The sequence below is a fragment of the Micromonospora sp. NBC_01655 genome (genome assembly GCF_026339755.1).
Taxonomy (GTDB): Bacteria; Actinomycetota; Actinomycetes; order Mycobacteriales; family Micromonosporaceae; genus Micromonospora.
Genome location: NZ_JAPEQF010000001.1, coordinates 1,217,113 through 1,243,884, shown reverse-complemented (window position 1 = coordinate 1,243,884; position 26,772 = coordinate 1,217,113). Strand labels below are relative to the sequence as shown.

Sequence of the window (26,772 nt, the reverse complement as noted above, 5' to 3'; positions counted from 1 at the left end):
ACCGGACCGGGGAGGCACGGTGACCAGCTTCGGCTACGCGGAGCGACCGGGTGGGCTGGCCGCGGCGGCCCGCGCCGCCCTCAACGAACGGCTGGGCGCGGCCCGCGGCTCCGACGACCTGTGGAGCGTCCCCGCGCGCGCCGACGGGGCGTCCAGACGCCTGCCCAACCGCTCGCACCACAACGAGGCGCCGCCCCGCCCGGCCGCGCCCGGGGGCAACGGCGGCCGGGTCGCCTCGCCGGCCAGGCCGACCATGCCGGCCCAGGGCCGGCGCAGCGCCGACACGCCGCCGACTACCGACCCGGCGACGACCGAGACCGCGGTGCTACCGGCGGTGTCCGCCAGCCCGCCGGCCGAGCCCGGCGGCACGTCGACCGGCTACCCGAGCCGGCCCGACCCGTCCGACCCGGCCACCGAGGTCTGGACGCTGGTCGAGCGCGCCCAGGCCGGCGAGGCCGAGGCGTTCGGGCTGATCTACGACCGGTACGTGGACACGGTCTTCCGCTTCGTCTACTTCCGGGTGGGCAACCGGCAGCTCGCCGAGGACCTCACCTCCGACACGTTCCTGCGCGCCCTCAAGCGGATCGGCAGCTTCACCTGGCAGGGCCGGGACCTCGGCGCCTGGCTGGTCACCATCGCCCGGAACCTGGTCGCCGACCACTTCAAGTCCGGGCGGTACCGGCTGGAGGTCACCACCGGCGACGTGCTGGACGCCGACCGGGAGGACCGCGGGCCGGAGGGCAGCCCGGAGGCGGCCGTCGTCGAGCACATCACCAACGTCGCCCTGCTCACCGCCGTGAAGCAGCTCAACCCGGAGCAGCAGGAGTGCATCGTGCTGCGGTTCCTCCAGGGGTTCTCGGTCGCGGAGACCGCCCGGGCGATGGGCAAGAACGAGGGCGCGATCAAGGCGTTGCAGTACCGGGCGGTCCGGGCCCTGGCCCGGCTGCTGCCGGACGGCTTCCAGCCCTGATCCGACGGTGGATCCACGCTCACCACAGCGTGATGGCCATCACTCTTCGTGGTTTCGCTCCCGCCGGCCCCGTAACCCGTGCCCGGCGCGGAGCGTTTCTCCGGGTGCGACCGGTGGTTGCCCCGGCATCCCCGGGCCCCACGGTCCGGACAGCGCGGCCGGCCACGGCCTTTCGTTCGTCGGCGCGCGCTGCCGCCGGTCGCTGGTGAGGACAGCGGCCGACCGGCCGTGACCAGCGAGAGGAGGTGCCTGCGGTGGACAGCGACCTCTTCTCCCGCCGGCGCGCCGAGCGCTTCGCGCAGCTTCTCGACGAAGCCAACGGCGGCCGACGTCACCACGTCAGGTCCCGGGCCGACGACCAGCTCGCCGCGCTCGTCGCGGTCAGCCGGCAGTTCAACGCCGATCCCCCCACCGTCGAGATCGACACCGGCTTCCGAACCGGGCTGCGGGCGATGCTCGTCGCCACGGCCGAACGGGAGGGTGTCGGCGCCACGGCGACCGGGGCGACCGATGCGGCACCGGCCGGCCACCGGGGCGCGGTCGGCGCCGGGCAGCGCGGCTCGTTCCTGCCCGCGGCGACCGCCCGCCGGGCCCGCGCCCGGGGCGCCATCCTGGTCGGGGTGGCCGCCGGCGCCATCGCCGTCTCCGGCATCTCCGCCGCCAGCGAGAACGCGGTGCCCGGCGACGCCCTCTACGGCATGAAGCGCTCCACCGAACGTGCCCAGCTCGCGCTGGCCAGCTCGGACCTCAGCCGAGGTCAGCTCTTCCTCGACTTCGCCCGCACCCGGCTCGGCGAGGCCGCCGCGCTGCGGGGGGACCAGCTCGGGTTCGAGGCCGTCCTCGACGACATGGACTCGGACACCCGCCAGGGCGTACGACTGCTGACCACCACCGCCGCGCAGCGCACCGACCCGGCCGGCCTGGACGCGGTGAACACCTTCGTCGCCGGACAGCGCCGGGCCGTCGGCGACCTGCTCGACGGGGCCGGCCGGGCGGAGCGGGACCGGGTCCGCCGCTCGCTCACCCTGCTCGACGCCATCCGGAAACGCTCGGACGCCCTGCGCGCGGCCATCGACTGCGAGTTGTCCGCCCCGGCCGGCAGCGACGCGCTCGGCCCGACCCCCGCCGCCTGTCCCGGCGACCGCTGAGCCACCCGACGGCCCCGACGGACCCCGCCGGGGCGCGCCCGACCCAGCGGGCTGCCGCCCGCCCCGGGGGGCCACCCGGGCCGCTGACCAGCGGACACGCAGCGCATGCCACAGTTCCCGCGCAGCGGGCCGGGCGGCCAGCCCGGCCGGCTACTCTCGCTGGAGGCACTCGTCGGGTCGTCGAGCGAGGGAGGTCGGGTGGCCCGTACCCGCAAGGTGACGGTCAGCACCGACCGCCACGGTCACACGGCTGGCTGGGCGGAGACCGAAGCCCCGCCGGCCACCCCGGTCGTCGCCGACCCGGGCGCCGCCGCGTTCTTCGACGTGGACAACACGATGATGCAGGGCGCGTCGATCTACTGGTTCGCCCGCGGGCTCGCCGCCCGGAAGTACTTCACGACCGGCGACCTGGCCCGGTTCGCCTGGCAGCAGCTCCGGTTCCGGGTGCTCGCCACCGAGCACGCCGGGGACATGTCGCAGGCCAAGGAGGCCGCGCTGGCTTTCGTCGAGGGCTGGCGGGTGGACGACGTGGAACGGCTCGCCGAGGAGATCTTCGACGAGCTGATGGCTCCCCGGATCTGGACCGGCACCCGCCGCCTCGCGCAGCAGCACCTCGACATCGGCGAGCGGGTCTGGCTGGTCAGCGCCGCGCCGGTCGAGATCGGCCGGGTGATCGCGGCCCGGCTGGGCCTGACGGGGGCGATCGGCACGGTGGCCGAGGTGGTCGACGGCGCGTACACCGGCCGGCTGGTCGGCGACCTGATGCACGGCCCGGCCAAGGCCGAGGCGGTGGCCCAGCTCGCCGAGGTCGAGGGGCTGGACCTGTCCCGCTGCGCCGCCTACAGCGACTCCGTCAACGACCTGCCGATGCTCTCCACCGTCGGCCGGGCGGTGGCGATCAACCCGGACGCAGCGCTGCTGCGGCAGGCCCGGCAGCAGGGCTGGGCGGTGCGGGACTTCCGCACCGGCCGACGGGTGGCCAGGATCGCCGTGCCGTCGACGGCGGCGGCCGGGCTGCTGGCCGGCGCAGTGAGCGCCGGGCTGGCGCTGCACCGACGCCGCCACCCCCACTGACCGCCACCGGGCCGGCTTGACCGCCACGGGGCCGGCAGCGCACCGCCGGCGCGGGATCAGGGGCCGAACGGGTCGGGGCGGCGTTCCAGGAGGGTGTGCAGGGTCTGTTGGATGGTCTCCCGCACCTGGTCGGCGAGGTTGAACACGACCAGGGGGTCGTCGGCCGAGTCGGTGAGGTGGGCGGTCGGGATCGGCGGGCAGAACTCGATCAGCCACTTGCTCGGCAGCGGCACCATCCCGAGTGGGCCGAGCCACGGGAACGTCGGCGTGACCGGGAAGTACGGCAGCTTGAGCAGCCGCGCGAGGGGCTTGATGTCGGCGAGCATCGGGTAGATCTCCTCGCCGCCCACGATCGCCACCGGAACGATCGGGGTGCCGGTACGCAGCGCCGCCGAGACGAACCCGCCCCGGCCGAAGCGTTGCAGCTTGTATCGGTCGGAGTAGAGCTTGCCGATGCCCTTGAACCCCTCGGGAAAGACGCCCACCAGCTCGCCGGAGCCGAGCAGCCGCTCGGCGTCCGGGTTGCAGGCGACCGTCCCGCCGGTCTTGCGGGCGATCTCGGAGACCACCGGCATCCGGAACACCAGGTCCGCGCCGAGCAGCCGCAGGTAGCGGTGGGCCGGATGCTGGTCGTGCAGGGCGGCGGAGAGGATCAGCGCGTCCAGCGCCACCGTGCCGGAGTGGTTGCCGACGACCAGTCCGGACCCGTCCGACGGCACGTGCTCCAGGCCGGTGACCTCGGTGCGGAACCAGTCCCGGTAGAGCAGCCGCAGCAGCGGGTGGAAGACGGACCCGGTCAGCTCCGGGTCGAAGCCGAACTCGTCCACCTGGTAGTCGCCGGAGAACCTGCGCCGCAGGAACGCCAGCCCGGACGCGACCCGCCGGTCCCACACGTCGCCTGGTCCGTCCGGTACCGCCGGGTCCCGTGGCCCGGGCTCCGCCGCCCCACCCGGCGGGTCGGCCGCCGGGGCGGTCCCGGCGGCCGGAACCGGGGCGGCCTCCGGGGCCGGGTGCCGGCCGTTGCGCCGCGCCGGCTCCGCGTCCGAGCCGGCCACCTCCAGCGGTACGTCGTACCGGCCGTTGGCCCCGGCGCGGCGGCGCTCCTCGTCCGGCTGGCTCACGGCTGCTCCCGGACGGCCGCGCGCACCTGGCGGATGCCGTCGAGGACGGCCCGTTCGGCGGCGGCGAGCTGCCTGCGGGTGACCACCACACCGCCCTGGTGGGCGCGGATGAAGTCGTCGAACGCGGCGACGGTGGACCGGGGCGTGAAACCGTACTCGCGCTCCAGCGCGGAGGTGTCCACCACCCGGCCGTGCACGAAGAGGTCGACCTGGTCCAGGCCGTACCGGCCGAAGCCGAGGTTGCGGGCCAGCGCGGCGGCCCCGGACAGGCCCGGTTCGAGCACCGGCACGCCCACCCGGCCGGCCCGCCGGATCGCCTGGGACAGGGCGAGCACGCCGGGCCCGGCCACGTTGAACGTCCCCGGGTGGTCCTCGGCGACCGAGCGGTGCAGCACCTCCAGCGCGTCGTCGAAGTGCACGAACTGCAACCGGGGGTCGCGCCCGAACACCGTGGGCACGAACGGCTGGGAGAAGTACCGGGTCAGCGTGGTGTCGGCGGTGGAGCCGATGAACGGCGCGAACCGCAGCACGGTGGCGGTGACGTCGGGACGGCGGCGGCGGAAGCCGCGGACGTACCCCTCGATGTCGAGGATGTCGCGACCGAAGCCGCCGCGCGGCACCTCGCGCGGCTCGGTCTCCTCGGTGAAGACCGCCGGGTCGCGGAACGACGCCCCGTACGCGGCGGTCGACGACCGGACGACGAGCTTGCGCAGCCTGGGCGCCCGCTGGCAGGCGGCGAGGAGCTGCATGGTGCCGATGACGTTCTGCTCCTTCATCGCCGACCGGCCGCCCTGCTGCGGGTCGGGGGCGGTGACGAGGGCGAGGTGCACGACGGCGTCGACGTCGAGGTCGGCGAGGAGGCCGCCGAGGGAGCCGAGGTCGATCCGGATCCGCTCGACGCCGTCGAGCAGGCCGGCCAGCTCCGGGTTCGGAGCGGCCGGGTCGACGCCGATCACCCGGTCGATCCGCGGGTCGGCGGCGAGCCGGGCCGCGACGTGGGCGCCGAGGTAGCGACCGGTCCCGGTGACGACGACCACCCCCGGGGCACCTGGGGTGCCACCGGGGGTCATGTCGTGCACCTACCTCGGCAGGCAGGATCGAGCCGGGACAACCGCGGCCTGATCACCTGAGCCCTCCGAGGGTCGACAGTTGGCAAGCGACGCCGGTGCCGGGCCTGGGCCCGGCCCGGGTCACTTGCCGAGACGGCGACGCTGGACGCGGGTCTTGCGCAGCAGCTTGCGGTGCTTCTTCTTAGCCATGCGCTTGCGGCGCTTCTTGACCACCGAGCCCATACGAAAGCCTTTCGATGCAACGTGCGGGGCGGACCGGGTGACACCACGCAGTGGCGTCGACGACCGCTTGCGGACAATGGACCGGACCACTTGGCGGACGGCGGGGCGCACCGGTGTCGGGTCACGGTCCGGTCCAGGGTAGCCGGAGAGCGTCAGCAGGACCAACGCGCCCCCGTCGATGCCCGTTACGTCGCACTCGGCGGGGTGGCCGGGGACGGATCAGGCGGTCTCCTGAAAGGCGCCCCGCAGGTACTCGTGCACCGCGTGCTCGGGCACCCGGAACGACCGGCCGACCCGCACGGCGGTCAGCTCACCGCTGTGCACGAGGCGGTAGACCGTCATCTTCGACACCCGCATCACCGACGCCACCTCGGCGACGGTGAGGAACTTGACCTCCGACAGCCGACCGTCGGACTGCGACCCGGCCATGGCTCACCGACCCATCCCATGCCCGGCGCGTGCCGCCGGACGGGATGCTCCCGCCAGGACGGGCTACGCGCGTGTTACCAGTACGGTAGCGGGACGGCTGTGACCGGCGCGATCCCTTCCCGTAACTGATCATGGACGGATGGCGTTCCCGGCCGGTCATCCGGCGTTTTCCGCCCGTACGCGACCGCCGTCCCGCCCCGCCGACCACCCCGTTCCCGGTGACGGTGCGCGGAGGCGCCCGGTGGCTCCGGCGGCGCCACCGGAGCCACCGGACGGGTGCCCCGATCCGCTTCCGGACGCGGACCGGGGCTCCGCGCTGGGAGCGGGGAACAGTGTCTCAGGTCCCCCGTCGGGACCGGACAGCGGTCGATCATGAGCCGGGCCGCCGTCGCCGACCGCCCCGGGACCCGTCGTCGGCTCAGCCCGCCGCCGCCCGGGCGGAGCCGACGCACTCGTCGTGCAGCGCCGACCAGGGCTCGCCGAACGCCTGCTCGGACGCCTCGTCCGGCGACCGCCGGTCGTGCACCACCGACCTGAAGAACGCGAGGAGCCGCTGCTCGCCGAACCGGTCGACGAGGTGGCGCACGGCCAGGTACCCGACGCCGTAGCTGCCGCCGACCCGCCGGGCGGGGGCGTCGTCGGCCGGCGTCAGGGCGTCCAGCCGGCCGTTCCAGCCACCGCCCGGGGCGAGCAGCTCACGCACCTCGGCCAGCCCCTCGTACCGGCCGACCGGCTGGCCGCTGGCGCCCGCGTACTCGGCGATCCCCTCGACCAGCCACCAGGTGGACGTGCCCGGGTACCCGCGCTCGGGCAGGGACGCGGCGTGGGTCAGCTCGTGCCGGAGCAGGTCGTCGGCGCCGGCGGCGGAGAGACCGTCGGCGTTGAGCACCACCTCGTGGTGGCCGCCCCCGACGGTGACGGCGTACCCGCCGGTCCACTTCGGCCGGCCGCCGCCGTACCAGCTCAGCCACTCGGCGCGGCTGGCGTAGAAGACCCGGTACCGGTCGGGCGGCGCGCCGGCGACCGCGTACCCGTCGGCGACCCGGGCCGCCGCCTCGGCCTGGCGGAGCAGGCCGGGCAGCTTCCCGCGCAGCGCCGGGGTGGTGGCCACGACGGTACGCGGACCGACCGCGACCACCAGCTCGCTGATTTCCCACGGCCGGGTGCCGGTCTCGGCGGACCGGGACTCCTCCATGGCGACCAGCCGGACCTCGCCGCCGGAGTCCCGCCACCGGGTGCCGATCAGCACCGGGCTCGGCCGGCAGCCGGGAACCACGAGGCAGTACTGGAAGCGGACGACGATCCGCCACTCGTCGGGCCGGCTGGGGACGGTGGCCGGCAGGCCGGTCGGCTCGGGCCGCCAGACGGTGACCCGCAGCGCCCGCAGGGCGGCGTACCGGCGGGTGAGGGCGGGGTGGGCGGCCGGCTCGGCGACGGCGAGGAACCCGGCCCGGTCGCCGCCGAGCAGGGCGGCGGCCTGGCGGTCGAGCTGCCCCGCGATCCGCTCGCCGAGCTGGCGCGCCGCCCGGGTGGCGGGGTCGGCCGCGTCGGCGGGCCCGAGCCGGCCGACCGTGGGCCGGCCGGCGACCTCGTGCAGGACGCCGATCAGCAGCACGGTCGGGAGGCCGCAGGTGAGCATCGTCAGGACCACGCCGAGGACGACCCGAAGCGGCCAGAGCCGGTGTCGCCGCGGTTCGTTCCACCCGTCCAACCCGTCGGTCACCCGGCGAAGGTTACGACCTGCGGACCGTTCGGGCGAGCGCCGCCACGGCCGGCCGGCCCCGCCGCCGGGTCCCCGTGCCCATCAGCACGAGCACCGGGCCGGCTACTTCTTCGAGACGAGGGCCCGGCCGAAGAAGGCCAGGTTGGCGGGGCGCTCGGCGAGCCGGCGCATCAGGTAGCCGTACCAGTCGGTGCCGTACGGCAGGTAGGTGCGGACCCGGTAGCCCTCGCCGACCAGCCGGGCCTGCTCGTCCGGCCGGATGCCGTAGAGCATCTGGAACTCGAAGCGGTCAGGCCCCCGGTCGAACCAGCGGGCCCGGTCCTCGCCGATGGCGATCAGACGCGGGTCGTGGGTGGCCAGCATCGGGTACCCGTCGCCGGACATCAGGATGTTCAGGCACCGCACGTACGACTTGTCCACCTCGCGGGCGGACTGGTACGCCACCGACTCCGGCTCCTTGTACGCCCCCTTGCACAGCCGCACCCGGGACCCGGTCGAGGCCAGCTCCCGGCAGTCCGACTCGGTCCGCCGCAGGTACGCCTGGAGCACCGCCCCGGTCGACGGGAAGTCCTTGCGCAGCTTGCCGAGCACGTCCAGCGTCGAGTCGGTGGTGGTGTGGTCCTCCATGTCCAGGGTGACCGTGGTGCCCGCCTCGTGGGCCACCGCGCAGATCGCCCGGACGTTGTCGTACGCGAGCTGCTCGTCGAACATCTGGCCGAGCGCCGAGAGCTTCACGCTGACCTCGGCCGCCGGGGTGAGCCCGGCCTCGGAGAGCAGCCTGAGCAGCCTCAGGTACTCGTCCCGGGTGGCGGTGGCCTGGTCGGGGGTGACGGTGTCCTCGCCGAGGTTGTCGAGGGTGACCGCGAGGCCGTCCGCGACGAGTTCGCGGGTCGCGCGCAACGCGTCGTCGGTGCCGGCGCCGGCGACGAACCGGCGGACGACGTCCCGGGTGAACGGGGCCGTCGCGACGAGCCGCTCGACCTGGGATGACCGGGAGGCGGCAAGAATGACGGAACGGAGCATGTGCCGAGGGTAACGCCCGGGGTCACCCCCGCGCCGGGGGGCGGGCATCGTACGTCGCCCCCGCCCCGGGGCTGCCGACGTGGCGCGGATCAGCTACAACGATCCACGTGGAAGAACGCCCCCGACGCCGGCTCCGGTCGGCCACCGTGCAGCTCGGCGCGCTGACAGCCCTCGCGCTCACCCTCTCCGGCTGCAACATGTCCTCCGACGACGATGACGACGACTGCGCGCTCGGGCCGGCCGGCGGCGGGACGACCGTGGCGCTGGCGATGCACGTGCCCACCACCGCCGCCGACGCCACCCGCGCCGAGCCGCGGCCGGTCGCCGCCGCCGTGCCCGAACGCGGCGGCTTCGGCACCCACCTCGCCTCCTGCGGGGGCTGACGTGCGGCGCGAGGCGGTCACCCCCCGCCCGGACTGGGACGCCACCGTCCGCTCGCAGGGCCTGGTGTACATCGACACCGAGCTGCCCGACGGCGGGATCATGTCGTACTGGGACGAGACCGCGGCGTACGCCTTCGGCCTGGAGGAGGTGCTCCGGCTGGAGGAGGCGACCGCGGAGCTGCACCGGATGTCCGTCGCCGCCGCCGAGCACATCGTGGCCGGCAACCGGTACGCCGAGCTGGGCATCCCCGCCTGGGCGGCCGAGGCGGTGGCCCGGTCGCTGCGCGAGGCGCCGCCCAGCCTCTACGGCCGCTTCGACCTCTGGTACGACGGCACCTGGCCGCCGAAGCTGCTGGAGTACAACGCCGACACCCCCACCTCGCTGGTCGAGGCGAGCATCGTCCAGTGGTACTGGCTGGAGCAGACCCGCCCCGAGGCGGACCAGTGGAACAGCCTGCACGAGCGGCTCGTCGCCGCCTGGGCGAGGTTCGGCGCCGACCTGCACGACAAGCAGGTGCACGTGGCCTGGTCGAACGAGGAGGAATCCGGCGAGGACCAGATCACCGCCGGGTACCTGGCCGAGACGGCCCGGCAGGCCGGGCTCACGGCGGAGCTGCTGCCGATCCAGGACGTCGGCTGGGACGGCCGGCGCTTCGTCGACGCCGCCGACCGGCCGGTCACCACCTGCTTCAAGCTCTACCCCTGGGAGTGGATGCTCGCCGAGCCGTACGGCCCGCTGGCGCTGGACCCGGGCACCCCGACCACCTGGATCGAGCCGGCGTGGAAGCTGCTGCTGTCCAACAAGGCGCTGCTCGCCGTGCTGTGGGAGCTGTACCCCGGCCACGAGTACCTGCTGCCGGCGTACCTGGACTCGCCGCGCGGGATGACCGAGTACGTCGCCAAGCCGCTGCTCGGCCGCGAGGGCGGCTCGGTGCGGATCGTCACCGGTGGCGAGGAGATCACCAATCCGGGCATCTACGGCGACGAGGGCTTCTGCTACCAGGAGTTCCGGGCCCTGCCGGATTTCGACGGCAACCACGTGGTGCTGGGCAGCTGGATCGTCGACGGGCAGCCGGCCGGCGCGGGGGTGCGGGAGAGCCGGAGTCTGATCACCGACGGCTACGCCCGGTTCCTGCCGCACTACATCGACACACCGCGACTCCCCTGAGTCGTCTACGGTTGAAGGCGTGAACTTCGACGCGTACGCCCGGACCGGGGTTGACCTCGTCAACGCCCGGCTGGACGACCTCGACGACCTGCGGGCCATCTTCCCCGACGACAACGCGTGGATGCGCGACGAGGTCGCGGAGCGGGACCTCGCGATCTTCCGGCGGGCGCAGAAGCGCCTGCGCGACGTCTTCGAGTACGGCACCTCCGGGCGGGACGCCCAGGCGGTGGCCGAGCTGAACACGCTGCTTGAGGCGTACCCGGTGCAGCCGCGCATCTCCGGCCACGACTCCAGCGACTGGCACATGCACGTGACCAGCCGGGGCGCGTCGGTGAGCGCGGAGTACCTGGCCGGCGCCGTGTGGGGGCTGTCGGTCTGGCTCTGCGAGTACGGCAGCGCCCGGTTCGGGGTCTGCGCCGACGAGCGCTGCGGCAACGTCTACCTGGACACCTCGTCGAACTGCTGCCGGCGGTTCTGCTCGGAGCGCTGCGCGACCCGTTCGCACGTGGCCGCGCACCGGGCCCGCAAGCGGGCGGCGATCGGCGAGCAGGTCACCGCGCCGGCCGGTGAGTCCCTCACCCCGGTGAGCTGACCGGCCCGCCGGACCGTCGGCGACTCCGGGCGGGAGCCGACCGCGCCGGGGCGGGTCAGGCGTCGACCGGGGACGGGGCGGTGAGGTGGGCACGGGCGAACTCCAGGGCCTCCCGCAGGTCCGCCTCGCGGACCGCTCGGCTCCTCGCGCCCCGGGTGGTGACCTCCACGGCGACCGAGCCGGTGAAGCCCCGCCCCGCCAGGGAGCGGAGCAGCTCGGCGCAGGGCTGGGTGCCGCGCCCCGGGACCAGGTGCTCGTCGCGCCCCTCGCCGGTGCCGTCGCCGAGGTGTACGTGGGCCAGGGCGGCGCCCATCCGGTCGGCCATCTCCAGCGAGTCGGTGTGCGATGCGGCGCAGTGCGACAGGTCGAGCGTGTACGACGGGTAGCCGGTCTCGGTCGGGTCCCAGCCCGGCACGTACGGGACGAACTGCCGGCCGGCCATCCGCACCGGGTACATGTTCTCCACCGCCAGGCGCAGGCCGTCGAACTGGTCGGCGACCGTCGCCAGCCCGTCGGCGAAGTTCCGGGCGTAGTCCCGCTGCCAGGTGAAGGGCGGGTGCACCACGACGGTCGGTGCCTCCAGCGTCTCGGCCAGCTCGGCGGCCCGGCGCAGCCGCTCCCACGGGTCGGGGCTCCACACCCGCTGGGTGACCAGCAGGCACGGCGCGTGGACGGAGAGCACCGGCACCCCGTAGTGCTCGGCCAGGCCGCGCAGCGCCCCGGCGTCCTGGCTCACGGCGTCGGTCCAGACCATCACCTCGACGCCGTCGTAGCCGAGCGCCGCAGCCAGTTGGAACGCCGCCGCGGTCCGCTCAGGGAAGACCGAGGAAGTGGACAGGAGCACCGGCACGCGGGTAGTCACACCAGCCAGGGTAGCCCTGCCCCGCTGCGGCATCGTGACGAGCGGTCGCAAATCGCCCCGTAACGTCAGGGTTGCTCACATCGGCGTGAGCTGATCCAGCCGGCGCAGGATGACCCCCTCGCGCAGCGCCCACGGGCAGATGTCCAGCGACCGCACGTCGAGCCGGCGCATCACCGCCTCGGCCACCACCGCCCCGGCCAGTAGCTGGTGCGCCCGCCCGACGCTCACCCCCTCCAGCTCGGACAGGTGCCGCGGCGGGATGTGCCGGACGAAGCCGAGCACCTGCCGCAGGCCGTCCCTGGTCAGGCTGCGCCGGGCCCACAGCCCGGCCCCGGACGGGGCCGCCCCGGCCAGCCGGGCCAGCGTGCGGAACGTCTTCGAGGTGCCCACCGGACGTTCCCAGCCCACCTCGGTCATCTTCTCCGCCACCGGGTCGAGCAGGCTGTCGACGTACTCCCGGAGCTCCTCCACCGCCTCGGCGGACGGCGGGGCCGCGCTGTCGGGGCCGATCCGGAGCCGGTCGCGGGTCAACCGGCCCGCGCCGAGCGGGAGGGACACCGCGACGTCCGGGTCCTCGTCGATGCCGGCGGCGACCTCCAGCGAACCGCCGCCGATGTCCAGCGCCAGCAGCCGCCCGGCCGACCAGCCGAACCACCGCCGCACCGCGAGGAACGTCATCCGCGCCTCGTCCGCGCCGGAGAGCACCTCCAGCCGTACGCCGGTCTCGTCGCGCACCCGGGCCAGCACCTCCTGCGCGTTGGTGGCCTCGCGCACGGCCGAGGTGGCGAACGCGATCAGGTCGGCGGCCTCCAGCCCGGCGGCGGCGGCCCGGGCCATGCCCACCGCCTTGACCAGGTCGTCCGCCCCCGCCTCGGTGAGCGCGCCGTCGGGGCCGATCTGCTCGGCGAGTCGGAGCACCACCTTCTCGGAGTGTGCGGGCCAGGGGTGGGCGCCGTGGTGGGCGTCGACCACCAGCAGGTGCACGGTGTTGGACCCGACGTCGAGGACTCCCAGTCGCATGGTGAAGACACTAGGGCCTGGTCGGATCGGCGGCCCGCCGGTGGGACGGGGCGACCGGGCGTACGCTGGGCCGAGTGACGAGCCAGATCGAGATCCAGGTCCTGGTCGGCGACCCCGGCGACCCGCGCAGCCGGGAGGTCGGGCTGGACTTCCCCCGGGAGTGGATCGAGTTCGTCGACCCGGCCGACGCCACGCACGTGGTCCGCGCCGACCTGACCTGGCTGCTGTCCCGCTGGACGTGCGTGTTCGGCAGGGGCTGCCACGGCATCGTCGCCGGCCGGGCCGCCGACGGCTGCTGCTCGCACGGCGCGTTCTTCACCGACTCCGACGACGAGAAGCGGGTCCGCGCGGCGGTCAAGCGGCTCACCCCGGAGACCTGGCAGCACTTCCGGCGGGGGTTCAAGAACTGGACCTCCGACGACACCATCGACGGCAAGAACCCGGCCCGACGCACCGCCACCCGCGACGTCGACGCCCCGTGCGTGTTCCTCAACGACGCCGACTTCCCGGCCGGCGGCGGCTGTGCGCTGCACGCCCAGGCGCTGCGCGACGGGGTGCATCCGCTGGAGTACAAGCCGGACGTCTGCTGGCAGCTCCCGATCCGCCGGGACCAGGAGTGGCACAAGCGCCCGGACAACACCAAGGTGCTGATCTCCACCCTGACCGAGTTCGACCGGCGGGGCTGGGGCGCGGGCGGGCACGACCTGGACTGGTGGTGCACCTCGTCGACGGACGCGCACGTCGGCACCGAGCCGATGTACGTCTCGTACGGGCCGGAGCTGACCGCGCTGATCGGCATGCCCGCGTACGCGAAGCTCGCCGAGCTGTGCACGGCCCGGCTCCGCCAGGGCCAGGTCGCCCCGCACCCGGCCAGCGCCTGAGCGGCCTGCCCCGACCGGGCAGGCCGCGTCCCGTCACCCGACCTGCCCGGCGGGGGGCCTACTCCCGCCCGCTCACCGGCAGCACCACGACGCCGTCGTCGTCGCTGTGCACCTCGTCGCCCGGCGCGAACGTGCAGTTGCCGAACGAGACCGGCACGTCCCGCTCGCCGGCCCCCGTCTTGGTGCTCTTGCGGGGGTTGGTGCCGAGCGCCTTGATCCCGATCGGCAGGGCCGCCAGGGCGGCCACGTCGCGGACCGCTCCGTTGATGACCCCCCCCGCCCAGCCGTTGCCCGCCGCCGTCCCGGCGATGAGGTCGCCCATCAGGGCGGTGTGCAGGCTCCCGCCGCCGTCCACCACCAGCACCCGGCCGTCCCCCGGCTCGGCGAGCACCGACTTGATCAGGGCGTTGTCCTGGAAGCAGCGCACGGTGACCGCCGGCCCGTGGAAGGCGGGCAGCGCGCCGTACTGGCGGAGCTGGGTGTCGCAGGAGCCGAGCGCGTCGCCGTGCCGGTCGTAGAGGTCGGCGGTGGCAGGGGTCGACATGGTTCTTCCTTCTCTCGTACGGGAATCGGACGGTGCGCTCACCCGCCGACCGGATCGGTGGGGGGTGGACGGTGCAGGCCGGTGGCGGCGACCGCCGCGCCGGCCAGGCCGGCCGCGGTGCAGGCGAGCACGCCGGCCGCCCCGGCCCCGGCCGCCAGCGCACCGGCGACGCTGGGAATCAGCACCTGGCCGAGCCGGTTGCCGGTCAGCCGCAGCGACATCGCCCGGCCGCGCAGGCCGGGCGGCGCGGACTCGGCGAGGAAGGACATGGTCAGCGGCTGTCCGGCACCCAACCCCAGCCCGGAGACGGTGACCACCACCGCCAGCGCCCAGAACGGCAGCGGCGGCAGCAGCAGCGCCAGGCCACCCGCGGCGAGGGCGACGGTGCCGATCAGCAACCGGCGCCGGCCGACGGCGGCCACCAGCCGGCCGAGCAGCAGCCGGGAGGCCATCGAGGCGACCGCCCGCAGCCCGAGCAGCACGCCGATCGAGCCGGCCGCGATGCCCCGCTCGGCGCCGAGGGCGGGCAGGTAGACCAGCGTGATGTCGACCGCCGCCAGGACGACGCAGCTCACCGTCAGGGCGCGGACCAGGCCCGGCTGGCGGAGCAGGTCGGGCATCCCGCCGGCGCCCGGCCCGGCCGCGCGACGGTGGTGCCCCGACGGGCGGAGGAACCCGGCGGTGACCAGCAGCGGCCCGGCCAGCGCGGTCGCGCCGAGGAAGATGGCCCCGGTGTCGGGGATGGGCCGTCCCCCGCCGAAGACCACGATCAGGCCGGGCCCGACCGCCTGACCGAGCGAGGCGGCGAAGGTGTAGTAGCCGAACGCGGCGTCGTACCGGTCCGCCGGGGTGCGGTTGGCGACCAGGGCCTGCTGCCCCACCACGGCGCAGAGGTGCCCGGTGCCGAGAACCATGCTGGCCAGCACCAGCCCGGCGACCGTGTCGGCGAGCAGCACGAAGCCGAGGCCGGCGGTGGTGAGCAGGCCCGAGCCGACCAGCACGATCCGCCGTTCCCCGAACCGGTCGACGGCGTGGCCGGCGGGCACCGCCAGCACCAGCGGCACGACGGCGAAGCTGGCCCCGAGCACGCCCAGCCAGGCCGGCGGCACGTCGAGTTCCAGCGCCCGGTACGCGGACGCCGGCCGGAGCATGAACGTCACCGCCTGCACGACGACGGTGTGCGCGAGCAGCAGGCCCGCCTGGGTGCGCACGGGATCCCCTCAGCGGGGGAGTCCCCGGCGACGCGGCCGTCCCACTCAGCCGGCCTTCACCGCGAGCACGGGGCAGGGCACCCGGAGCAGGATCTCCTGCGCCGTGGATCCCATGATCAGCTTACCGACCGGGGTGCGGTGCCGGATGCCGATCACCACCAGCGACACGTCCTCCGCCTCGATGATGTCCACGATCTCCTCGGCGGCGTCCCGGCCGCGCACCAGCTGCCGGACCGCGTGCGGCACCCCGGCGGCGGTCAGCTCGCGGACCACCCGGTCCAGGTCGGGCTCGTGGGCGAACCGCGGGTCCACGTAGGCGTCGCCGCGCGAGGTGTTCACCACCAGCACCGGCTCGTCGCGGAACCGGGCCTGCTCCACGGCGGCCCGCAGGGCCGCCTCGCCCAGCGGCGAGGGCACGTACCCCACCAGCACGGTCATCCGGTCACCAACCTTTCACGCAGGGGCCGTACGACGTACCGGCCGAGCAGCGGCCAGAGCAGCGCCACGGCGATCGCGGCGTAGATCAGCCCGGACACCCAGCCGCCGAGCAGCCCGGACAGCTCGCCGCCGGAGAGTTGCAGCGCCCGCCGGCCCTGAAGCTCCGCGCGGGGGCCGAGGATCACCCCGACGATCAGCGGCAGGATCGGCAGCCCGAACCGCCGCATGCCGAACCCGAGCAGGCCGAGGGTCAGCAGCAGGAACAGGTCGAACGGCGAGGCGTTGACCGCGTACGCGCCCATCGAGGCGAAGAAGAGGATGCCGGCGTAGAGGTACGGGCGCGGCACCCGCAGCAGCCGCGCCCAGGCGGGGGCGAGCGGCAGGTTCAGCACGAGCAGCAGCAGGTTGCCGACGAAGAGGCTGGCGATCAGCGTCCAGACCAGGCCGGACTCCCGCTCGAACAGCAGCGGGCCGGGCTGGATGCCGTACTGCTGGAAGGCGGCCAGCATCACCGCGGCGGTGGCGTTGGTGGGCAGGCCGATGGCCAGCATCGGCACCAGCGTGCCGGCGGCGGAGGCGTTGTTGGCCGCCTCGGGGCCGGCGACGCCCTCGATCGCGCCCCGGCCGAACTCCTCCGGGTGCCTGGTGAGCTTCTTCTCCGTCGCGTACGACAGGAAGGTCGGGATCTCCGCCCCGCCCGCCGGCAGCGCGCCGAACGGGAACCCGTACGCGGTGCCGCGCAGCCACGGCTTCCAGGACCGCTTCCAGTCCTGCCTGCCCATCCACGGCCGGCCCACCGGGATCACCTCGGCGGCCCGGCGGCGCAGGTGCGCGGCGATCCAGAGCGCCTCGCCGACGGCGAAGATGCCGACCGCCACCACGACCACGTCGATGCCGTCGGCGAGCTGCGGGATGCCCAGGGTGAGCCGCTGCTGGCCGCTCACCGCGTCGATGCCCACCGTGCCGATGACCAGGCCGAGCAGCAGGGAGGCGAAGCCGCGCACCCGGGACGCGCCGAGCACCGCGGTCACCGCCACGAACGACAACAGCATCAGCGCGAGGTAGTCCGGCGCGCCGAGGCTGATCGCGAACGACACCACCGGCGGGGTGACCACCACCAGCAGCAGGGTGGCGATGGTGCCGGCGACGAACGAGCCGATCGCGGCAGTCGCCAGGGCCTGCGCGGCCCGGCCCGCCTTGGCCATCTTGTTGCCCTCGATCGCGGTCACCACCGACGACGACTCGCCGGGGGTGTTGAGCAGGATCGAGGTCGTGGAACCGCCGTACATGCCGCCGTAGAAGATGCCGGCGAACATGATGAAGGCCTGGGTGGGCTCCATCCCGTAGGTGACCGGGAGCAGCAGCGCCACCGTCATCGCCGGGCCGATGCCCGGCAGCACGCCGACGGCGGTGCCGATGGTCACGCCGAGCAGCGCGATCAGCAGGTTCGTCGGGGTCAGCACGTTGGCGAACCCGTCTAGCAGATTGCCCAGGTTGTCCATCACAGGATCCCTTGCAGCACGCCGGCGGGCAGGCTGACGCCGAGCCCGATGGCGAAGGTGTAGAAGGTGACCAGCGACAACGCGACGGCGATCAGCAGGTTGCGCACGTGGTGCCGGTTGCCCAGCGCGAACGCCGAACCCCAGAACAGCAGCGTCCCGCTGATCACCCAGCCGAGCCGGTCGATCAGCACCGCGTTGACCAGGAAGGCGCCGATCAGCAACAGCACGGTCCGCCAGTCGACCGGGGTGGTCAGGTCGACGTCCTCGCCGGCCTCCGGCTCGCCACGACCGCCCCGGGCGACGTCCACCGCGTAGATCGCGGCGACGACCAGTAGCAGCGCGCCGAGCAGGAGCGGCACCGGCTTCGGGCCGATCGGGTCGGCGGTGCTGATCGCGTGCCCGGTGCGCAGTGCGTCCGCGATGACCAGGCCGCCGACCACCGCGAGGAACGCGCAGACCCCGTACTGGGCCCGGTCGCCGCGGCGCGCCGCCGGGGTCGCCGCGGCGCCGGCGTGGTCCGGGCCGGCGTCCGAGCCCGCCGGGGCGTCCGAGCCCGCCGCCGGGCCGGCCGGCGTGCCCTCCGCCGCCGGGGCCGCCGGCTGCTCCGGCACCGACCGTACGGCGGCCGAGCGGGGCGGCGGGTCGCCGCCCCGGTCCGGTCGGGTCGTCATGCCGGTCACGCCAGCCCGAGCTGCTTGAGCAGGTCGGCCACCGACTTGTCCTGCTCGGTGAGGAAGGTGGCGAACGCGTCGCCGGTGACGAAGGCGTCGGTCCAGCCGCGCTTGGCCAGCTCGGCCTTCCACTGCTCGGACTCGTGCATCTTCGTCAGCGCGTCGATCCACACCTGCTTGTCGGCGTCGCTGATCCCCGGCGGCGCGACGATGCCCCGCCAGTTGGTGAACACCAGGTCGATCCCGGACGACTTCAGCGTCGGGGTGTCCCTGAGCGCCTCGATCGGCGCCTCGCTGGTGACCGCGAGGACCCGGAGCTGGCCGGCCTCGACCTGGTCGAGGAACTCCCCGAAGCCGCTGGCGCCGAAGGCCACCTTGCCGCCGAGCAGGGCCGGCAGCAGTTCGCCGCCGCCGTCGTACGAGACGAAGTTGACCTGGCGGGGGTCGATGCCGACGGTCTTCGCGAGCTGCATGGGCAGCAGGTGGTCCGGGCCGCCGGGCGACGAGCCGCCACCGACGGCGAGGCCCTTCGGGTTGGCCTTCCAGGCCGCGACCAGGTCGCCGATCGTCCGGTACGGGGAGCCCTTCGGCACCACGATCGCGCCGGCCTCCTCGATCAGCTTGGCCAGCGGGGTGGTCTGGGTGAGCGTCGCCGACGACTTCGAGGTGTACGAGGCACCGACCACGCCCAGCCCCATCTGCATGGCGAGCTTGCCGTTGCCCTTCTCGTTCACCGTCCGCTGGAGGCCGACGGTGCCGCCCGCGCCGGGCAGGTTGAAGACCTGCACCCCGGTGGCGATCTTCGCGTCCTCCAGCACCTTGGCGGCGGTGCGGGCGGTGGTGTCGTACCCGCCGCCCGGGGTGTTCGGCACCATGATCCGCAGGCCGGCGACCGGCCCGTCGCCGCCGGAGCCGCCCTCGTCCTTCCCCGCGGTGGCTCCGCAGGCGCCCAGCGCCAGCGCCGTGGCGGCGGCGACGCCCATGACCAGCATGTTTCTCCGAGTTGCCATCATGTTTCTCTTCCGTTTCGAAGGAGTCCGGCGGCAAGATGATGGCCTCCGGGCCGGCTCGCCGTCTCGCTTCTGTCACCAGCGGAGATTGAGGTCTTTGTGGTCGTGGTCACTCCCCGCCGTACCCTGGCCGGGCAGTTGCTGGTCCTCCAGCTCGCGATCATCGTCGTCGTGCTGGTGGCCGTGGCCGCCGTGTCGCTGGCCCAGTCGGCGGCCACCTTCAACCGGGTCGAGGGCCGCCGGGTGGCCGCCCTCGGCGAACAGCTCGCCGGCAACCCGCTGCTGCGCGACCGGCTCGACCGCCCGGCCCCGGCGGAGCTGGTCGCCCCGCTGGTGCAGAACGCGCGGACCCAGTCCGGGGTGACCTCGGTGACCGTGGCGGACGCCCGGGGCCGGGTGGTCAGCTCCACCGACCCCACCCTGGTGGGCACCCCGATCGTGCTCGGCGACCCCCGGGTGGCGCAGGGCCGGAGCTGGTCGGGCGAGCTGGCGGTCGGCGGGTCCCGCGAGCTGGTGGCCCAGGTGCCGGTGCTCGGCGCCGGGGAGGAGAACCTCGGCCGCCACCTCGGGGTGGTGGTGATCGGGGAGGCGTCGCCGACCTGGTCGCAGCGGCTGGTCGGCGCGTCGTCGTACCTGTTCACCTACCTCGGCATCGCCAGCCTGCTCGGGGTGGCCGGGTCGTGGCTGCTGGCCCGGCGGATCAAGCGGCAGACCCTGGGCCTGGAGCCCCGGGAGATCGCCGGGCTGGCCGAGCACCGGGAGGCGCTGCTGCACGGCATCGCCGAGGGGGTGATCGCGCTGGACCTGCACCAGCGGGTCACGCTGGTGAACGAGGTCGGCCGCCGGCTGCTGGACCTGCCCGAGCAGTGCCTCGGCCGCAGCCTGGCCGACCTGCGGATCTCCGGCCGGCTGCGGGACGTGCTGGCCGGCACGGGCGGCCCGGAGGCCCGCGACGAGGTGGTGGTCCGGGCCGGCCGGGTGCTGGTGATGAACCGGATGACGGTGGACAAGGACGGCCGGCGGCTCGGCTCGGTCACCACCCTGCGGGACCGTACCGAGCTGGCCCGGCTGGAGCGGGAGATCGGGTCGTTCCGGAGCAGTACCGAGCTGCTCCGCGCGCAGACCCACGAGTTCGCCAACCAGCTGCACACCATCTCCGGCCTGATCCAGATCGGCGAGCACGACGAGGTGGTCCGGTACGTCGACGCGCTGAGCCGGCACCGGGCGTCGCTGGACCTGACGGTCACCAGCCGGATCCACGACACCGCGGTGGCCGCGCTGCTGATGGCGAAGTCGGCGGTGGCCGCCGAGCGCCGGGTGGAGCTGCGGATCTCCGAACGGACCGGCCTGGACCGGTTGGAGCCGGAGCTGGCCGTGGACGTCGCCACCGTGCTCGGCAACCTGGTCGACAACGCGGTGGAGGCGGTGGCGGGCGGCGCGGCCGGGGCGGGCGGCGCGGACGGGCCGGCCTGGGTGGAGGTCGAGCTGCGCCGGGACGCGTCGTCGGTCGAGATCGTCGTCCGGGACTGCGGTCCGGGGGTCGCGCCGGAACTCGCCCAGGAGGTCTTCACCCACGGCTTCACCACCAAGGCGGCGCGGGGCGGGGAACGCGGGATCGGGCTGGCGCTCACCCGGCTGGTGTGCAAGCGTCGCGGCGGCGAGGTCGCGGTGACGAACACCGAGGAGGGCGCCATGTTCACCGCCCGGATGTCGGTGACCGGTGTCGCGGAGGGGGTCCGATGATCGGCGTGCTGGTCGTGGACGACGACTTCATGGTGGCCCGGATCCACCGCGGGTTCGTCGAGCGCGTCGAGGGCTTCCGGGTCGTCGGCACCGCGAGCACCGGCGAGCAGGCCGTGGCCGCGGTCGACGAGTTGCGCCCCGACCTGGTGCTGCTCGACCTGTACCTGCCGGACATGTTCGGCCTGGACGTGGTGACCCGGCTGCGCGCCGCCGGGCACGACTGCGACGTACTGGTGATCAGCGCCGCCCGGGAGGCCGAGGCGGTCCGCCGCGCCGTCCGGTACGGCGCGGTCAACTACCTGCTCAAGCCGTTCCGGTTCGACGAGCTGCGGACCCGGCTGGAGCAGTACGCCGCCCGGCGCAACTCGCTGCGGGCCGCCGTGGTCAGCGACCAGGCCGACGTCGACCGGGTGCTGTCCCGCACCGGCGCGCACATCCCCACCTCGGCGCTGCCCCGGGGCCTCAGCCCCGAGACCGCCGAACTGGTCGGGCGCGCGCTGCGGGAGCACTCCGGCACGCTGTCGGCCGCCGAGTGCGCCGACCGGATCGGGATCTCCCGGGTCAGCGCCCGCCGCTACCTGGAGCACTTCACGGAGACCGGCCGGGCCGAGGTGAGCCTGCGCTACGGGGTCGCCGGCCGGCCGGAGCGGCGCTACTGCTGGAACGGCTGACCGGTCTCCGCCGGCGGCGGGGCCCCGGGCGCGGCCCCCGGGCTGGTCACGGCTCGAACTTGTAGCCCAGGCCGCGGACGGTGACGATGAACCGCGGCGCGGACGGCTCCGGCTCGATCTTCGAGCGCAGCCGCTTCACGTGCACGTCCAGGGTCTTGGTGTCGCCGACGTAGTCGGCCCCCCAGACCCGGTCGATGAGCTGCCCGCGGGTCAACACCCGGCCGGCGTTGCGCAGCAGCAGCTCCAGCAGCTCGAACTCCTTGAGCGGAAGCTGGACGGCGCTCCCGGCCACGGTCACCACGTGCCGCTCGATGTCCATCCGCACCGGGCCGGCGGCCAGGGTCGGCGCGCCCGACTCGGCCACCTCCGGGCTCTGCCGGCGCAGCACCGCCCGGATCCGGGCGACCAGTTCTCGGGGCGAGTACGGCTTGGTGACGTAGTCGTCGGCCCCGATCTCCAGGCCGACCACCTTGTCGATCTCGCTGTCCCGGGCCGTGACCATGATGATCGGCACGTGCGAGCGCTGGCGGAGCTGCCGGCACACCTCGGTCCCGGACATCTCGGGCAGCATCAGGTCGAGCAGCACGATGTCGGCACCGGTCCGGTCGAACTCGGTGAGGGCGGCCGGGCCGGTGTCCGCGACCGAGACCTCGAAGCCCTCCTTGCGGAGCATGTACGACAGGGCGTCGGAGAACGACTCCTCGTCCTCGACCACCAGAACGCGGCTCAACGGGGTTCCTTTCATTACGGTCGGACCTGCCGGAGATCGGCCGGGCCGGCCTCGATCCCACCGGACGGCGGTGTCGGCAGGAGGTCGTCCGGCGGACGGGCGGGCAGCCGGAGGGTGAACGTCGACCCACCACCAAGAGTGCTCGACACCTCGACCCGGCCGCCATGGTTGCTGACGATGTGTTTGACGATGGCCAGGCCCAGCCCGGTGCCGCCGGTGGCCCGGGACCGGGCCTGGTCGGCGCGGTAGAAGCGCTCGAAGATCCGCTCGACGTCGGTCGGCGCGATCCCGATCCCCTGGTCGGCCACGGAGATCGCGACGTGTTCGCCGTCGCCCCGGGTGGTGACCCGGACCTCGGTGTCCTCGCCCGAGTAGTTGATGGCGTTCTCCACCAGGTTGGCCACGGCGGTGGCGATCTGGGAGTCGCTGCCGTACACGGTCAGCCCGCGCTCGCCCTCGGTGGCCACCTCGACCCGGCGGGCGGCGGCGCTGGTGCGGGTGCGATCGATTACCTCGGCGACCACCCAGTCCACCGCGACCGGCTCGGGCGCGGGCTGCGGCTCGGCCCCCTGGAGCCGGGTCAGCTCCAGCAGCTCCTGCACCAGCCGGCCCAGCCGGGTCGACTCGTGCTGGATGCGCTCGGCGAACCGGCGCGCGGCGACCAGGTCCTCGGAGAGGTCGAGGGCCGCCGCGCCGGCCGGCTCGGTGGCGTCCAGCAGCGCCTCGGCGAGCAGTTGCAGGGCCCCGATCGGGGTCTTCAGCTCGTGGCTGACGTTGGCCACGAAGTCCCGGCGGACGCGGGCCAGCCGGTGCGACTCGGTGACGTCGGCGGCCTCGACGGCCACGTGCCCGCCGCCGATCGCCATCGCCCGCAGGTGCACGCCGAGCGGGCCCGGGCCGGCGTTGTCGCGGCCACGCGGCAGGTCCAGCTCGATCTCGCGCCGCACGCCCGTGCGGCGCACCTGCCCGGCCAGGGTACGGATCAGCGGGTGGGCGGCGATCGTGCCGGGGGTGGCGCCGGTGCGCAGCAGCCCCATCGCCCGGGCCGCCGGGTTGACCAGGACCGGCACGTCGTCGGGGTCGAGCACCACGACGCCGGCGCGCAGCGAGTCCACCGTCCGGCGGCCGAGGCTGGAGAGGCCGGTCTGCTGAACGTCGACCATCACGGGCCTCCCCCTGGTCCCAAGCAGGCGGCCGAACCCGCTGCTCCCGACGGCCGGGCCGCGGCGACGCCACGCCTCCACGAACCGGGGCAGCAGCGCCCCGATGGCCAGCCCGGCCACCAGTGCCACGACCACCGCCGCCGTCACCGCCCATTCCACCCGGCGATCGTAGGGTCATTGTTCACCTGAAGAACGCTACAAACGGGATGAAACGCTCTCGCTTCCGGCAATGTTCACTCCTCGGTCCCGCGTCGTTCACCGGCGTTCACCTCCGGGCATCTCCCCCGGCCTACGGTGGGCGCGCACCTGCCCGCCCCTGCGCCGACGCCCCGACCGACCGGGCCGGCGACCACCGACCACAGGACGTGATGATGCGCGACGAGTTCCGGGCCGACCTCCAGATCGTCAGCCAGCTGCTGGTGGACATGGCGGAGGCCATCCGCGCCGCCATGCGCCAGGCCACCCGCGCCCTGCTCACCGCCGACCGCCAGGCGGCCGAGACCGTGATCGAGCGGGACGCCGAGATCGACGAGCTCTACCGCCAGGTCGAGGAGCGGGTCTGCGACCTGCTCGCCCGCCAGGCGCCCGTCGCCTCCGACCTGCGGGCCATGATCACCGCCCTGCACGTCGCCGCCGACCTGGAGCGGATGGGCGACCTGGCCGACCACGTGGCGAAGACCGCCCTGCGCCGGCACCCGTCCCCGGCGGTCCCGGCGGAGCTGCGGCCGGTCTTCACCGACATGGCGTCGATCGCCGACCGGATGGCCGAAAAGATCGGCATGGTGCTGGCCAAGCCCGACGCCGACGTCGCCGCCGAGCTGGACCGCGACGACGACGCGATGGACGACCTGCACAAGAGCCTGTTCGCGGTGCTGCTCGGCGACGACTGGCCGTACGGGGTGGAGACGGCGATCGACGCCACCCTGCTGGGCCGCTTCTACGAGCGGTTCGCCGACCACGTGGTCAACGCCGGCGAGCACGTCGTCTACCTGATCACCGGGGAGTCCGCCGCGTCGGCCGAGTGAGCCGGGTCGGGAGGGGCCCCCGCCGCGCACGAGGCGTCGGCGGGGGCCCTCCGCACGCCGTCAGCGGCCCTGGTTGGCGACTGCGGCGGCGGCGGCCTTGGCGGCGGCCGGGTCGAGGTACGTCCCGCCCAGGGTGAGCGGGCGAAGCTGCGGGTCCAAGTCGTAGCGCAGCGGGATGCCGGTCGGGATGTTCAGCTTGGCGATCGCGGAGTCACCGATCTGGTCGAGGTGCTTGACCAGGGCGCGCAGCGAGTTGCCGTGCGCGGCCACCAGCACCGTCCGGCCGGCCAGGATGTCCGGCACGATCGAGTCGTACCAGTACGGCAGCATGCGCTCGACGACGTCCTTGAGGCACTCGGTGCGCGGCATCAGCTCGGTCGGCAGCAGCGCGTACCGGGGGTCGCCGACCTGCGACCACTCGTCATCGTCGGCGATCGGCGGCGGCGGGGTGTCGTACGACCGGCGCCAGAGCATGAACTGCTCCTCGCCGTACTCGTCCAGGGTCTGCTTCTTGTTCTTTCCCTGCAACGCGCCGTAGTGGCGCTCGTTGAGCCGCCATGACCGGCGCACCGCGATCCAGTGCCGGTCGGCGGCGTTCAGCGCCAGCTCGGCGGTGCGGGTCGCCCGGCGCATCACGCTGGTGTGCACCACGTCCGGCAGCAGGCTGTGCTCGCGCAGCAGCTCGCCGCCGCGCCGCGCCTCGGCCTCGCCCTTGGCGGTCAGGTCGACGTCGACCCAGCCGGTGAAGAGGTTCTTCGCGTTCCAGTCGCTCTCGCCGTGCCGCAGCAGGACCAGCGTCCCGATGGTGGGCCCTTCGCTCGCAGTCATGCCGATCATCCTGCCGCACGCCCCGGGCGGACACGCGGGGACCGGTGGTGACGACCACCACGTGGAAAAGCTGATGACCCGCGATCACGGCCAGGACTAGATTGTAAGGCGCTTTAATTAGATCGGTCATTACCGAGGCGGGGGCGCGAGGGTGCGGACGATGCGGGGTTGGTTCCGGGACACCACCGGCGGGCTGCCGAGGACCTTCTGGTACCTGTGGACCGGCACCCTGATCAACCGGCTCGGCTCGTTCGTCCTGGTCTTCCTGGCCATCTACCTCACCCAGGAGCGCGGCTTCGACGAGCTCGCGGCCGGCCTGGTGCTCAGCCTCTGGGGCGTCGGCGGCGCGGTCGGCACCACGCTGGGCGGGACGCTCGCCGACCGGTGGGGCCGGCGGCCGACGCTGCTCACCGCCCACCTCGGCGCGGCGAGCATGATGCTCACCCTCGGCTTCGCCCGGGAACTCTGGGCGGTCGCCGTCGGCGCGCTGCTGCTCGGCCTGTTCGCCGAGGCGGCCCGGCCGGCGTTCGGCGCCATGATGATCGACGTGGTCCCGGAGCGGGACCGGCTGCGCGCATTCTCGCTCAACTACTGGGCGATCAACCTCGGCTTCGCCAGCGCCGCGATCCTCGCCGGGCTCGCCGCCGAGGCCAGCTACCTGCTGCTGTTCGTGATCGACGCGGCCACCACCCTGGCCACCGCCGTGGTCATCTTCGTCAAGGTGCGGGAGACCCGGGTCCCGGCCGGCGCGGTCGGACCCGCCCCGGGGGCGGCCCGCCCCCGGGGCGCGCTGCGCACCATCCTCACCGACCGGGTGTACCTGGGCTTCGTCGCGCTCAACCTGCTCGGCGCGCTGGTCTTCCTCCAGCACATCTCGATGCTGCCGATCGCCATGGGCGACGACGGTCTGAGCCCGTCGACCTACGGCACGGTGATCGCGCTCAACGGGGTGCTGATCGTGGCCGGGCAACTCTTCGTCCCCCGGCTGATCCGGGGGCGCAGCCGCTCGCACGTGCTCGCCCTCGCCGCCCTGGTGATGGGGGCCGGCTTCGGGCTAACCGCGTTCGCGGACGTCGCCTGGTTCTACGCGCTGACCGTGCTGGTCTGGACCGTCGGCGAGATGCTCAACTCGCCGTCCAACTCCACCCTGATCGCCGAACTCTCCCCCGCCGACCTGCGCGGCCGGTACCAGGGGGTGTTCTCGCTGTCCTGGCAGCTCGCCGGGGCCACCGCCCCGCTGCTCGGCGGCCTGGTCCGGCAGCAGGCCGGCAACGGCGCGCTCTGGCTGGGCTGCGCGGCGATCGGCGCGGTGATGGCGGTCGCCCACCTGGTCTCCGGCCCGGCCCGGGAGCGGCGGGCCGCCGCGCTGCGCCCGCCGGCCGCGCCGGTCGAGCCGGCCACCGTCGTCCGGCCCCCGGCGCCGCAGGCGGCCGAGGCCGCGGCCACCGCGCCCGCCGAGCCGGTCGGGCCCGCCACCGACGGGTACGCCCCGCAGCCCGACCGGGACCGCCGGGCCGCACCGGCCCGGTGACCAGGGACACGCTGGCGCG

General features: G+C 74.2%; 28 protein-coding genes and 1 pseudogene. 11 read left to right on the top strand and 18 right to left on the bottom strand.

Annotated features, from left to right (window positions below; translation table 11 throughout):
- Positions 1 to 19: 19 nt before the first annotated feature.
- The 3 genes from OOK41_RS05940 (at position 20) to OOK41_RS05930 (ending at position 3,192) form a co-directional block, all read left to right on the top strand.
- Positions 20 to 970, top strand: a complete 951-nt coding sequence (locus tag OOK41_RS05940) for an ECF subfamily RNA polymerase sigma factor, BldN family (protein ID WP_117664978.1) — start codon at positions 20 to 22, stop codon at positions 968 to 970.
- Positions 971 to 1,224: 254 nt separating this feature from the next.
- The gene (locus tag OOK41_RS05935) at positions 1,225 to 2,118 is read left to right on the top strand and encodes a DUF5667 domain-containing protein (protein WP_266263233.1); all 894 of its coding nucleotides are present in this window, start codon (positions 1,225 to 1,227) and stop codon (positions 2,116 to 2,118) included.
- 105 nt (positions 2,119 to 2,223) lie between these two features.
- A complete protein-coding gene (locus OOK41_RS05930; protein ID WP_266263232.1) occupies positions 2,224 to 3,192 on the top strand; it encodes an HAD family phosphatase in 969 nt (322 codons plus the stop codon).
- A 56-nt stretch (positions 3,193 to 3,248) separates the two neighbouring features.
- Here OOK41_RS05930 and OOK41_RS05925 read toward each other — a convergent pair whose 3' ends face one another.
- From OOK41_RS05925 to OOK41_RS05900, 7 genes and pseudogenes are all read right to left on the bottom strand, one after another.
- Positions 3,249 to 4,085, bottom strand: coding sequence for a lysophospholipid acyltransferase family protein (locus tag OOK41_RS05925; RefSeq protein WP_117665067.1), 837 nt, complete (start codon positions 4,083 to 4,085; stop codon positions 3,249 to 3,251).
- A gap of 224 nt (positions 4,086 to 4,309) precedes the next feature.
- The gene (locus OOK41_RS05920; protein WP_266263231.1) at positions 4,310 to 5,383 is read right to left on the bottom strand and encodes an NAD-dependent epimerase/dehydratase family protein; all 1,074 of its coding nucleotides are present in this window, start codon (positions 5,381 to 5,383) and stop codon (positions 4,310 to 4,312) included.
- Positions 5,384 to 5,503: 120 nt separating this feature from the next.
- Positions 5,504 to 5,605 (bottom strand): AURKAIP1/COX24 domain-containing protein, encoded by a 102-nt coding sequence (locus OOK41_RS05915; protein ID WP_007465623.1) that lies wholly within the window; start codon positions 5,603 to 5,605, stop codon positions 5,504 to 5,506.
- 219 nt (positions 5,606 to 5,824) lie between these two features.
- Positions 5,825 to 6,034 (bottom strand): helix-turn-helix domain-containing protein, encoded by a 210-nt coding sequence (locus tag OOK41_RS05910; protein WP_117664974.1) that lies wholly within the window; start codon positions 6,032 to 6,034, stop codon positions 5,825 to 5,827.
- Positions 6,035 to 6,190: 156 nt separating this feature from the next.
- Positions 6,191 to 6,433, bottom strand: a pseudogene (locus tag OOK41_RS31875) (hypothetical protein); the annotation flags it as partial.
- Positions 6,434 to 6,452: 19 nt separating this feature from the next.
- Entirely contained in the window at positions 6,453 to 7,757 is a 1,305-nt protein-coding gene (locus OOK41_RS05905) for a hypothetical protein (protein WP_266263230.1), read from the bottom strand.
- 102 nt (positions 7,758 to 7,859) lie between these two features.
- Positions 7,860 to 8,780: a proline dehydrogenase family protein gene (locus tag OOK41_RS05900; protein WP_266263229.1), complete on the bottom strand. Its 921-nt coding sequence runs from the start codon at positions 8,778 to 8,780 to the stop codon at positions 7,860 to 7,862.
- A gap of 107 nt (positions 8,781 to 8,887) precedes the next feature.
- Between OOK41_RS05900 and OOK41_RS05895 the strand changes: the two genes are divergently transcribed.
- The 3 genes from OOK41_RS05895 to OOK41_RS05885 are packed head-to-tail and all read left to right on the top strand — an operon-like array spanning position 8,888 to position 10,923.
- A complete protein-coding gene (locus tag OOK41_RS05895; protein ID WP_243639042.1) occupies positions 8,888 to 9,163 on the top strand; it encodes a hypothetical protein in 276 nt (91 codons plus the stop codon).
- Position 9,164: 1 nt separating this feature from the next.
- Positions 9,165 to 10,331 carry a glutathionylspermidine synthase family protein gene (locus tag OOK41_RS05890; protein ID WP_117664971.1) on the top strand — a complete coding sequence of 389 codons (1,167 nt, stop codon included), beginning with the start codon at positions 9,165 to 9,167 and terminating at the stop codon, positions 10,329 to 10,331.
- A gap of 19 nt (positions 10,332 to 10,350) precedes the next feature.
- Positions 10,351 to 10,923 (top strand): CGNR zinc finger domain-containing protein, encoded by a 573-nt coding sequence (locus tag OOK41_RS05885; RefSeq protein ID WP_117664970.1) that lies wholly within the window; start codon positions 10,351 to 10,353, stop codon positions 10,921 to 10,923.
- Positions 10,924 to 10,978: 55 nt separating this feature from the next.
- Here OOK41_RS05885 and OOK41_RS05880 read toward each other — a convergent pair whose 3' ends face one another.
- Together OOK41_RS05880 and OOK41_RS05875 are read right to left on the bottom strand one after the other, a co-directional pair.
- Positions 10,979 to 11,785 (bottom strand): sugar phosphate isomerase/epimerase, encoded by an 807-nt coding sequence (locus OOK41_RS05880; RefSeq protein ID WP_207892583.1) that lies wholly within the window; start codon positions 11,783 to 11,785, stop codon positions 10,979 to 10,981.
- A 75-nt stretch (positions 11,786 to 11,860) separates the two neighbouring features.
- Positions 11,861 to 12,805 carry a Ppx/GppA phosphatase family protein gene (locus OOK41_RS05875; protein ID WP_117664969.1) on the bottom strand — a complete coding sequence of 315 codons (945 nt, stop codon included), beginning with the start codon at positions 12,803 to 12,805 and terminating at the stop codon, positions 11,861 to 11,863.
- A 74-nt stretch (positions 12,806 to 12,879) separates the two neighbouring features.
- Here OOK41_RS05875 and OOK41_RS05870 point away from each other — a divergent pair, with 74 nt between their 5' ends.
- Complete coding sequence (locus OOK41_RS05870) at positions 12,880 to 13,686, top strand: hypothetical protein (RefSeq protein WP_266263228.1); 807 nt, start codon at positions 12,880 to 12,882, stop codon at positions 13,684 to 13,686.
- Between the two features lie 58 nt (positions 13,687 to 13,744).
- Here the strand turns inward: OOK41_RS05870 and rraA are convergent, their stop codons facing one another.
- Genes rraA through OOK41_RS05840 form a run of 6 tightly spaced genes read right to left on the bottom strand, consistent with a single transcriptional unit; the run spans position 13,745 to position 19,062 of the window.
- Entirely contained in the window at positions 13,745 to 14,230 is a 486-nt protein-coding gene (rraA, locus tag OOK41_RS05865; protein ID WP_266263227.1) for a ribonuclease E activity regulator RraA, read from the bottom strand.
- 38 nt (positions 14,231 to 14,268) lie between these two features.
- Complete coding sequence (locus OOK41_RS05860) at positions 14,269 to 15,441, bottom strand: MFS transporter (protein WP_266263226.1); 1,173 nt, start codon at positions 15,439 to 15,441, stop codon at positions 14,269 to 14,271.
- 45 nt (positions 15,442 to 15,486) lie between these two features.
- Entirely contained in the window at positions 15,487 to 15,879 is a 393-nt protein-coding gene (locus OOK41_RS05855) for a universal stress protein (protein ID WP_266263225.1), read from the bottom strand.
- Positions 15,876 to 17,381 carry a tripartite tricarboxylate transporter permease gene (locus OOK41_RS05850; protein WP_117664965.1) on the bottom strand — a complete coding sequence of 502 codons (1,506 nt, stop codon included), beginning with the start codon at positions 17,379 to 17,381 and terminating at the stop codon, positions 15,876 to 15,878. Before OOK41_RS05850 ends, OOK41_RS05855 begins: the two co-directional genes overlap by 4 nt.
- On the bottom strand, positions 17,381 to 18,052 hold the full coding sequence (locus OOK41_RS05845; RefSeq protein WP_266263224.1) for a tripartite tricarboxylate transporter TctB family protein: 672 nt from the start codon (positions 18,050 to 18,052) through the stop codon (positions 17,381 to 17,383). Before OOK41_RS05845 ends, OOK41_RS05850 begins: the two co-directional genes overlap by 1 nt.
- 5 nt (positions 18,053 to 18,057) lie before the next feature.
- Entirely contained in the window at positions 18,058 to 19,062 is a 1,005-nt protein-coding gene (locus OOK41_RS05840) for a tripartite tricarboxylate transporter substrate binding protein (RefSeq protein WP_243639039.1), read from the bottom strand.
- A gap of 105 nt (positions 19,063 to 19,167) precedes the next feature.
- Between OOK41_RS05840 and OOK41_RS05835 the strand changes: the two genes are divergently transcribed.
- Both OOK41_RS05835 and OOK41_RS05830 read left to right on the top strand, forming a co-directional pair.
- Entirely contained in the window at positions 19,168 to 20,805 is a 1,638-nt protein-coding gene (locus tag OOK41_RS05835; RefSeq protein WP_266263223.1) for an ATP-binding protein, read from the top strand.
- Entirely contained in the window at positions 20,802 to 21,476 is a 675-nt protein-coding gene (locus OOK41_RS05830; RefSeq protein ID WP_117664962.1) for a response regulator, read from the top strand. Before OOK41_RS05835 ends, OOK41_RS05830 begins: the two co-directional genes overlap by 4 nt.
- 46 nt (positions 21,477 to 21,522) lie before the next feature.
- On the opposite strand, the gene OOK41_RS05825 is transcribed toward OOK41_RS05830, so the two are convergent.
- Positions 21,523 to 22,206, bottom strand: coding sequence for a response regulator transcription factor (locus tag OOK41_RS05825; protein WP_117664961.1), 684 nt, complete (start codon positions 22,204 to 22,206; stop codon positions 21,523 to 21,525).
- Positions 22,207 to 22,220: 14 nt separating this feature from the next.
- Positions 22,221 to 23,528 (bottom strand): cell wall metabolism sensor histidine kinase WalK, encoded by a 1,308-nt coding sequence (locus tag OOK41_RS05820; protein ID WP_266263222.1) that lies wholly within the window; start codon positions 23,526 to 23,528, stop codon positions 22,221 to 22,223.
- A 212-nt stretch (positions 23,529 to 23,740) separates the two neighbouring features.
- On the opposite strand from OOK41_RS05820, the gene phoU reads away from it, so the two are divergent.
- Positions 23,741 to 24,394, top strand: coding sequence for a phosphate signaling complex protein PhoU (phoU, locus tag OOK41_RS05815; protein ID WP_117665062.1), 654 nt, complete (start codon positions 23,741 to 23,743; stop codon positions 24,392 to 24,394).
- Between the two features lie 60 nt (positions 24,395 to 24,454).
- On the opposite strand, the gene OOK41_RS05810 is transcribed toward phoU, so the two are convergent.
- Complete coding sequence (locus OOK41_RS05810; protein WP_117664959.1) at positions 24,455 to 25,222, bottom strand: phosphoglyceromutase; 768 nt, start codon at positions 25,220 to 25,222, stop codon at positions 24,455 to 24,457.
- A 151-nt stretch (positions 25,223 to 25,373) separates the two neighbouring features.
- On the opposite strand from OOK41_RS05810, the gene OOK41_RS05805 reads away from it, so the two are divergent.
- Positions 25,374 to 26,753, top strand: coding sequence for an MFS transporter (locus tag OOK41_RS05805; RefSeq protein ID WP_266263221.1), 1,380 nt, complete (start codon positions 25,374 to 25,376; stop codon positions 26,751 to 26,753).
- Positions 26,754 to 26,772 lie beyond the last annotated feature (19 nt).

Coding starts and splice junctions, on each gene's coding strand:
- OOK41_RS05830 (WP_117664962.1), top strand. CDS start 20,802: ATGATCGGCGTGCTGGTCGTGGACGACGACTTCATGGTGGCCCGGATC.
- OOK41_RS05855 (WP_266263225.1), bottom strand. CDS start 15,879: ATGACCGTGCTGGTGGGGTACGTGCCCTCGCCGCTGGGCGAGGCGGCC.
- OOK41_RS05920 (WP_266263231.1), bottom strand. CDS start 5,383: ATGACCCCCGGTGGCACCCCAGGTGCCCCGGGGGTGGTCGTCGTCACC.
- OOK41_RS05915 (WP_007465623.1), bottom strand. CDS start 5,605: ATGGGCTCGGTGGTCAAGAAGCGCCGCAAGCGCATGGCTAAGAAGAAG.
- OOK41_RS05910 (WP_117664974.1), bottom strand. CDS start 6,034: ATGGCCGGGTCGCAGTCCGACGGTCGGCTGTCGGAGGTCAAGTTCCTC.
- OOK41_RS05840 (WP_243639039.1), bottom strand. CDS start 19,062: ATGGCAACTCGGAGAAACATGCTGGTCATGGGCGTCGCCGCCGCCACG.
- OOK41_RS05845 (WP_266263224.1), bottom strand. CDS start 18,052: ATGACGACCCGACCGGACCGGGGCGGCGACCCGCCGCCCCGCTCGGCC.
- rraA (WP_266263227.1), bottom strand. CDS start 14,230: ATGTCGACCCCTGCCACCGCCGACCTCTACGACCGGCACGGCGACGCG.
- OOK41_RS05930 (WP_266263232.1), top strand. CDS start 2,224: ATGCCACAGTTCCCGCGCAGCGGGCCGGGCGGCCAGCCCGGCCGGCTA.
- OOK41_RS05850 (WP_117664965.1), bottom strand. CDS start 17,381: ATGGACAACCTGGGCAATCTGCTAGACGGGTTCGCCAACGTGCTGACC.
- phoU (WP_117665062.1), top strand. CDS start 23,741: ATGCGCGACGAGTTCCGGGCCGACCTCCAGATCGTCAGCCAGCTGCTG.
- OOK41_RS05875 (WP_117664969.1), bottom strand. CDS start 12,805: ATGCGACTGGGAGTCCTCGACGTCGGGTCCAACACCGTGCACCTGCTG.
- OOK41_RS05900 (WP_266263229.1), bottom strand. CDS start 8,780: ATGCTCCGTTCCGTCATTCTTGCCGCCTCCCGGTCATCCCAGGTCGAG.
- OOK41_RS05810 (WP_117664959.1), bottom strand. CDS start 25,222: ATGACTGCGAGCGAAGGGCCCACCATCGGGACGCTGGTCCTGCTGCGG.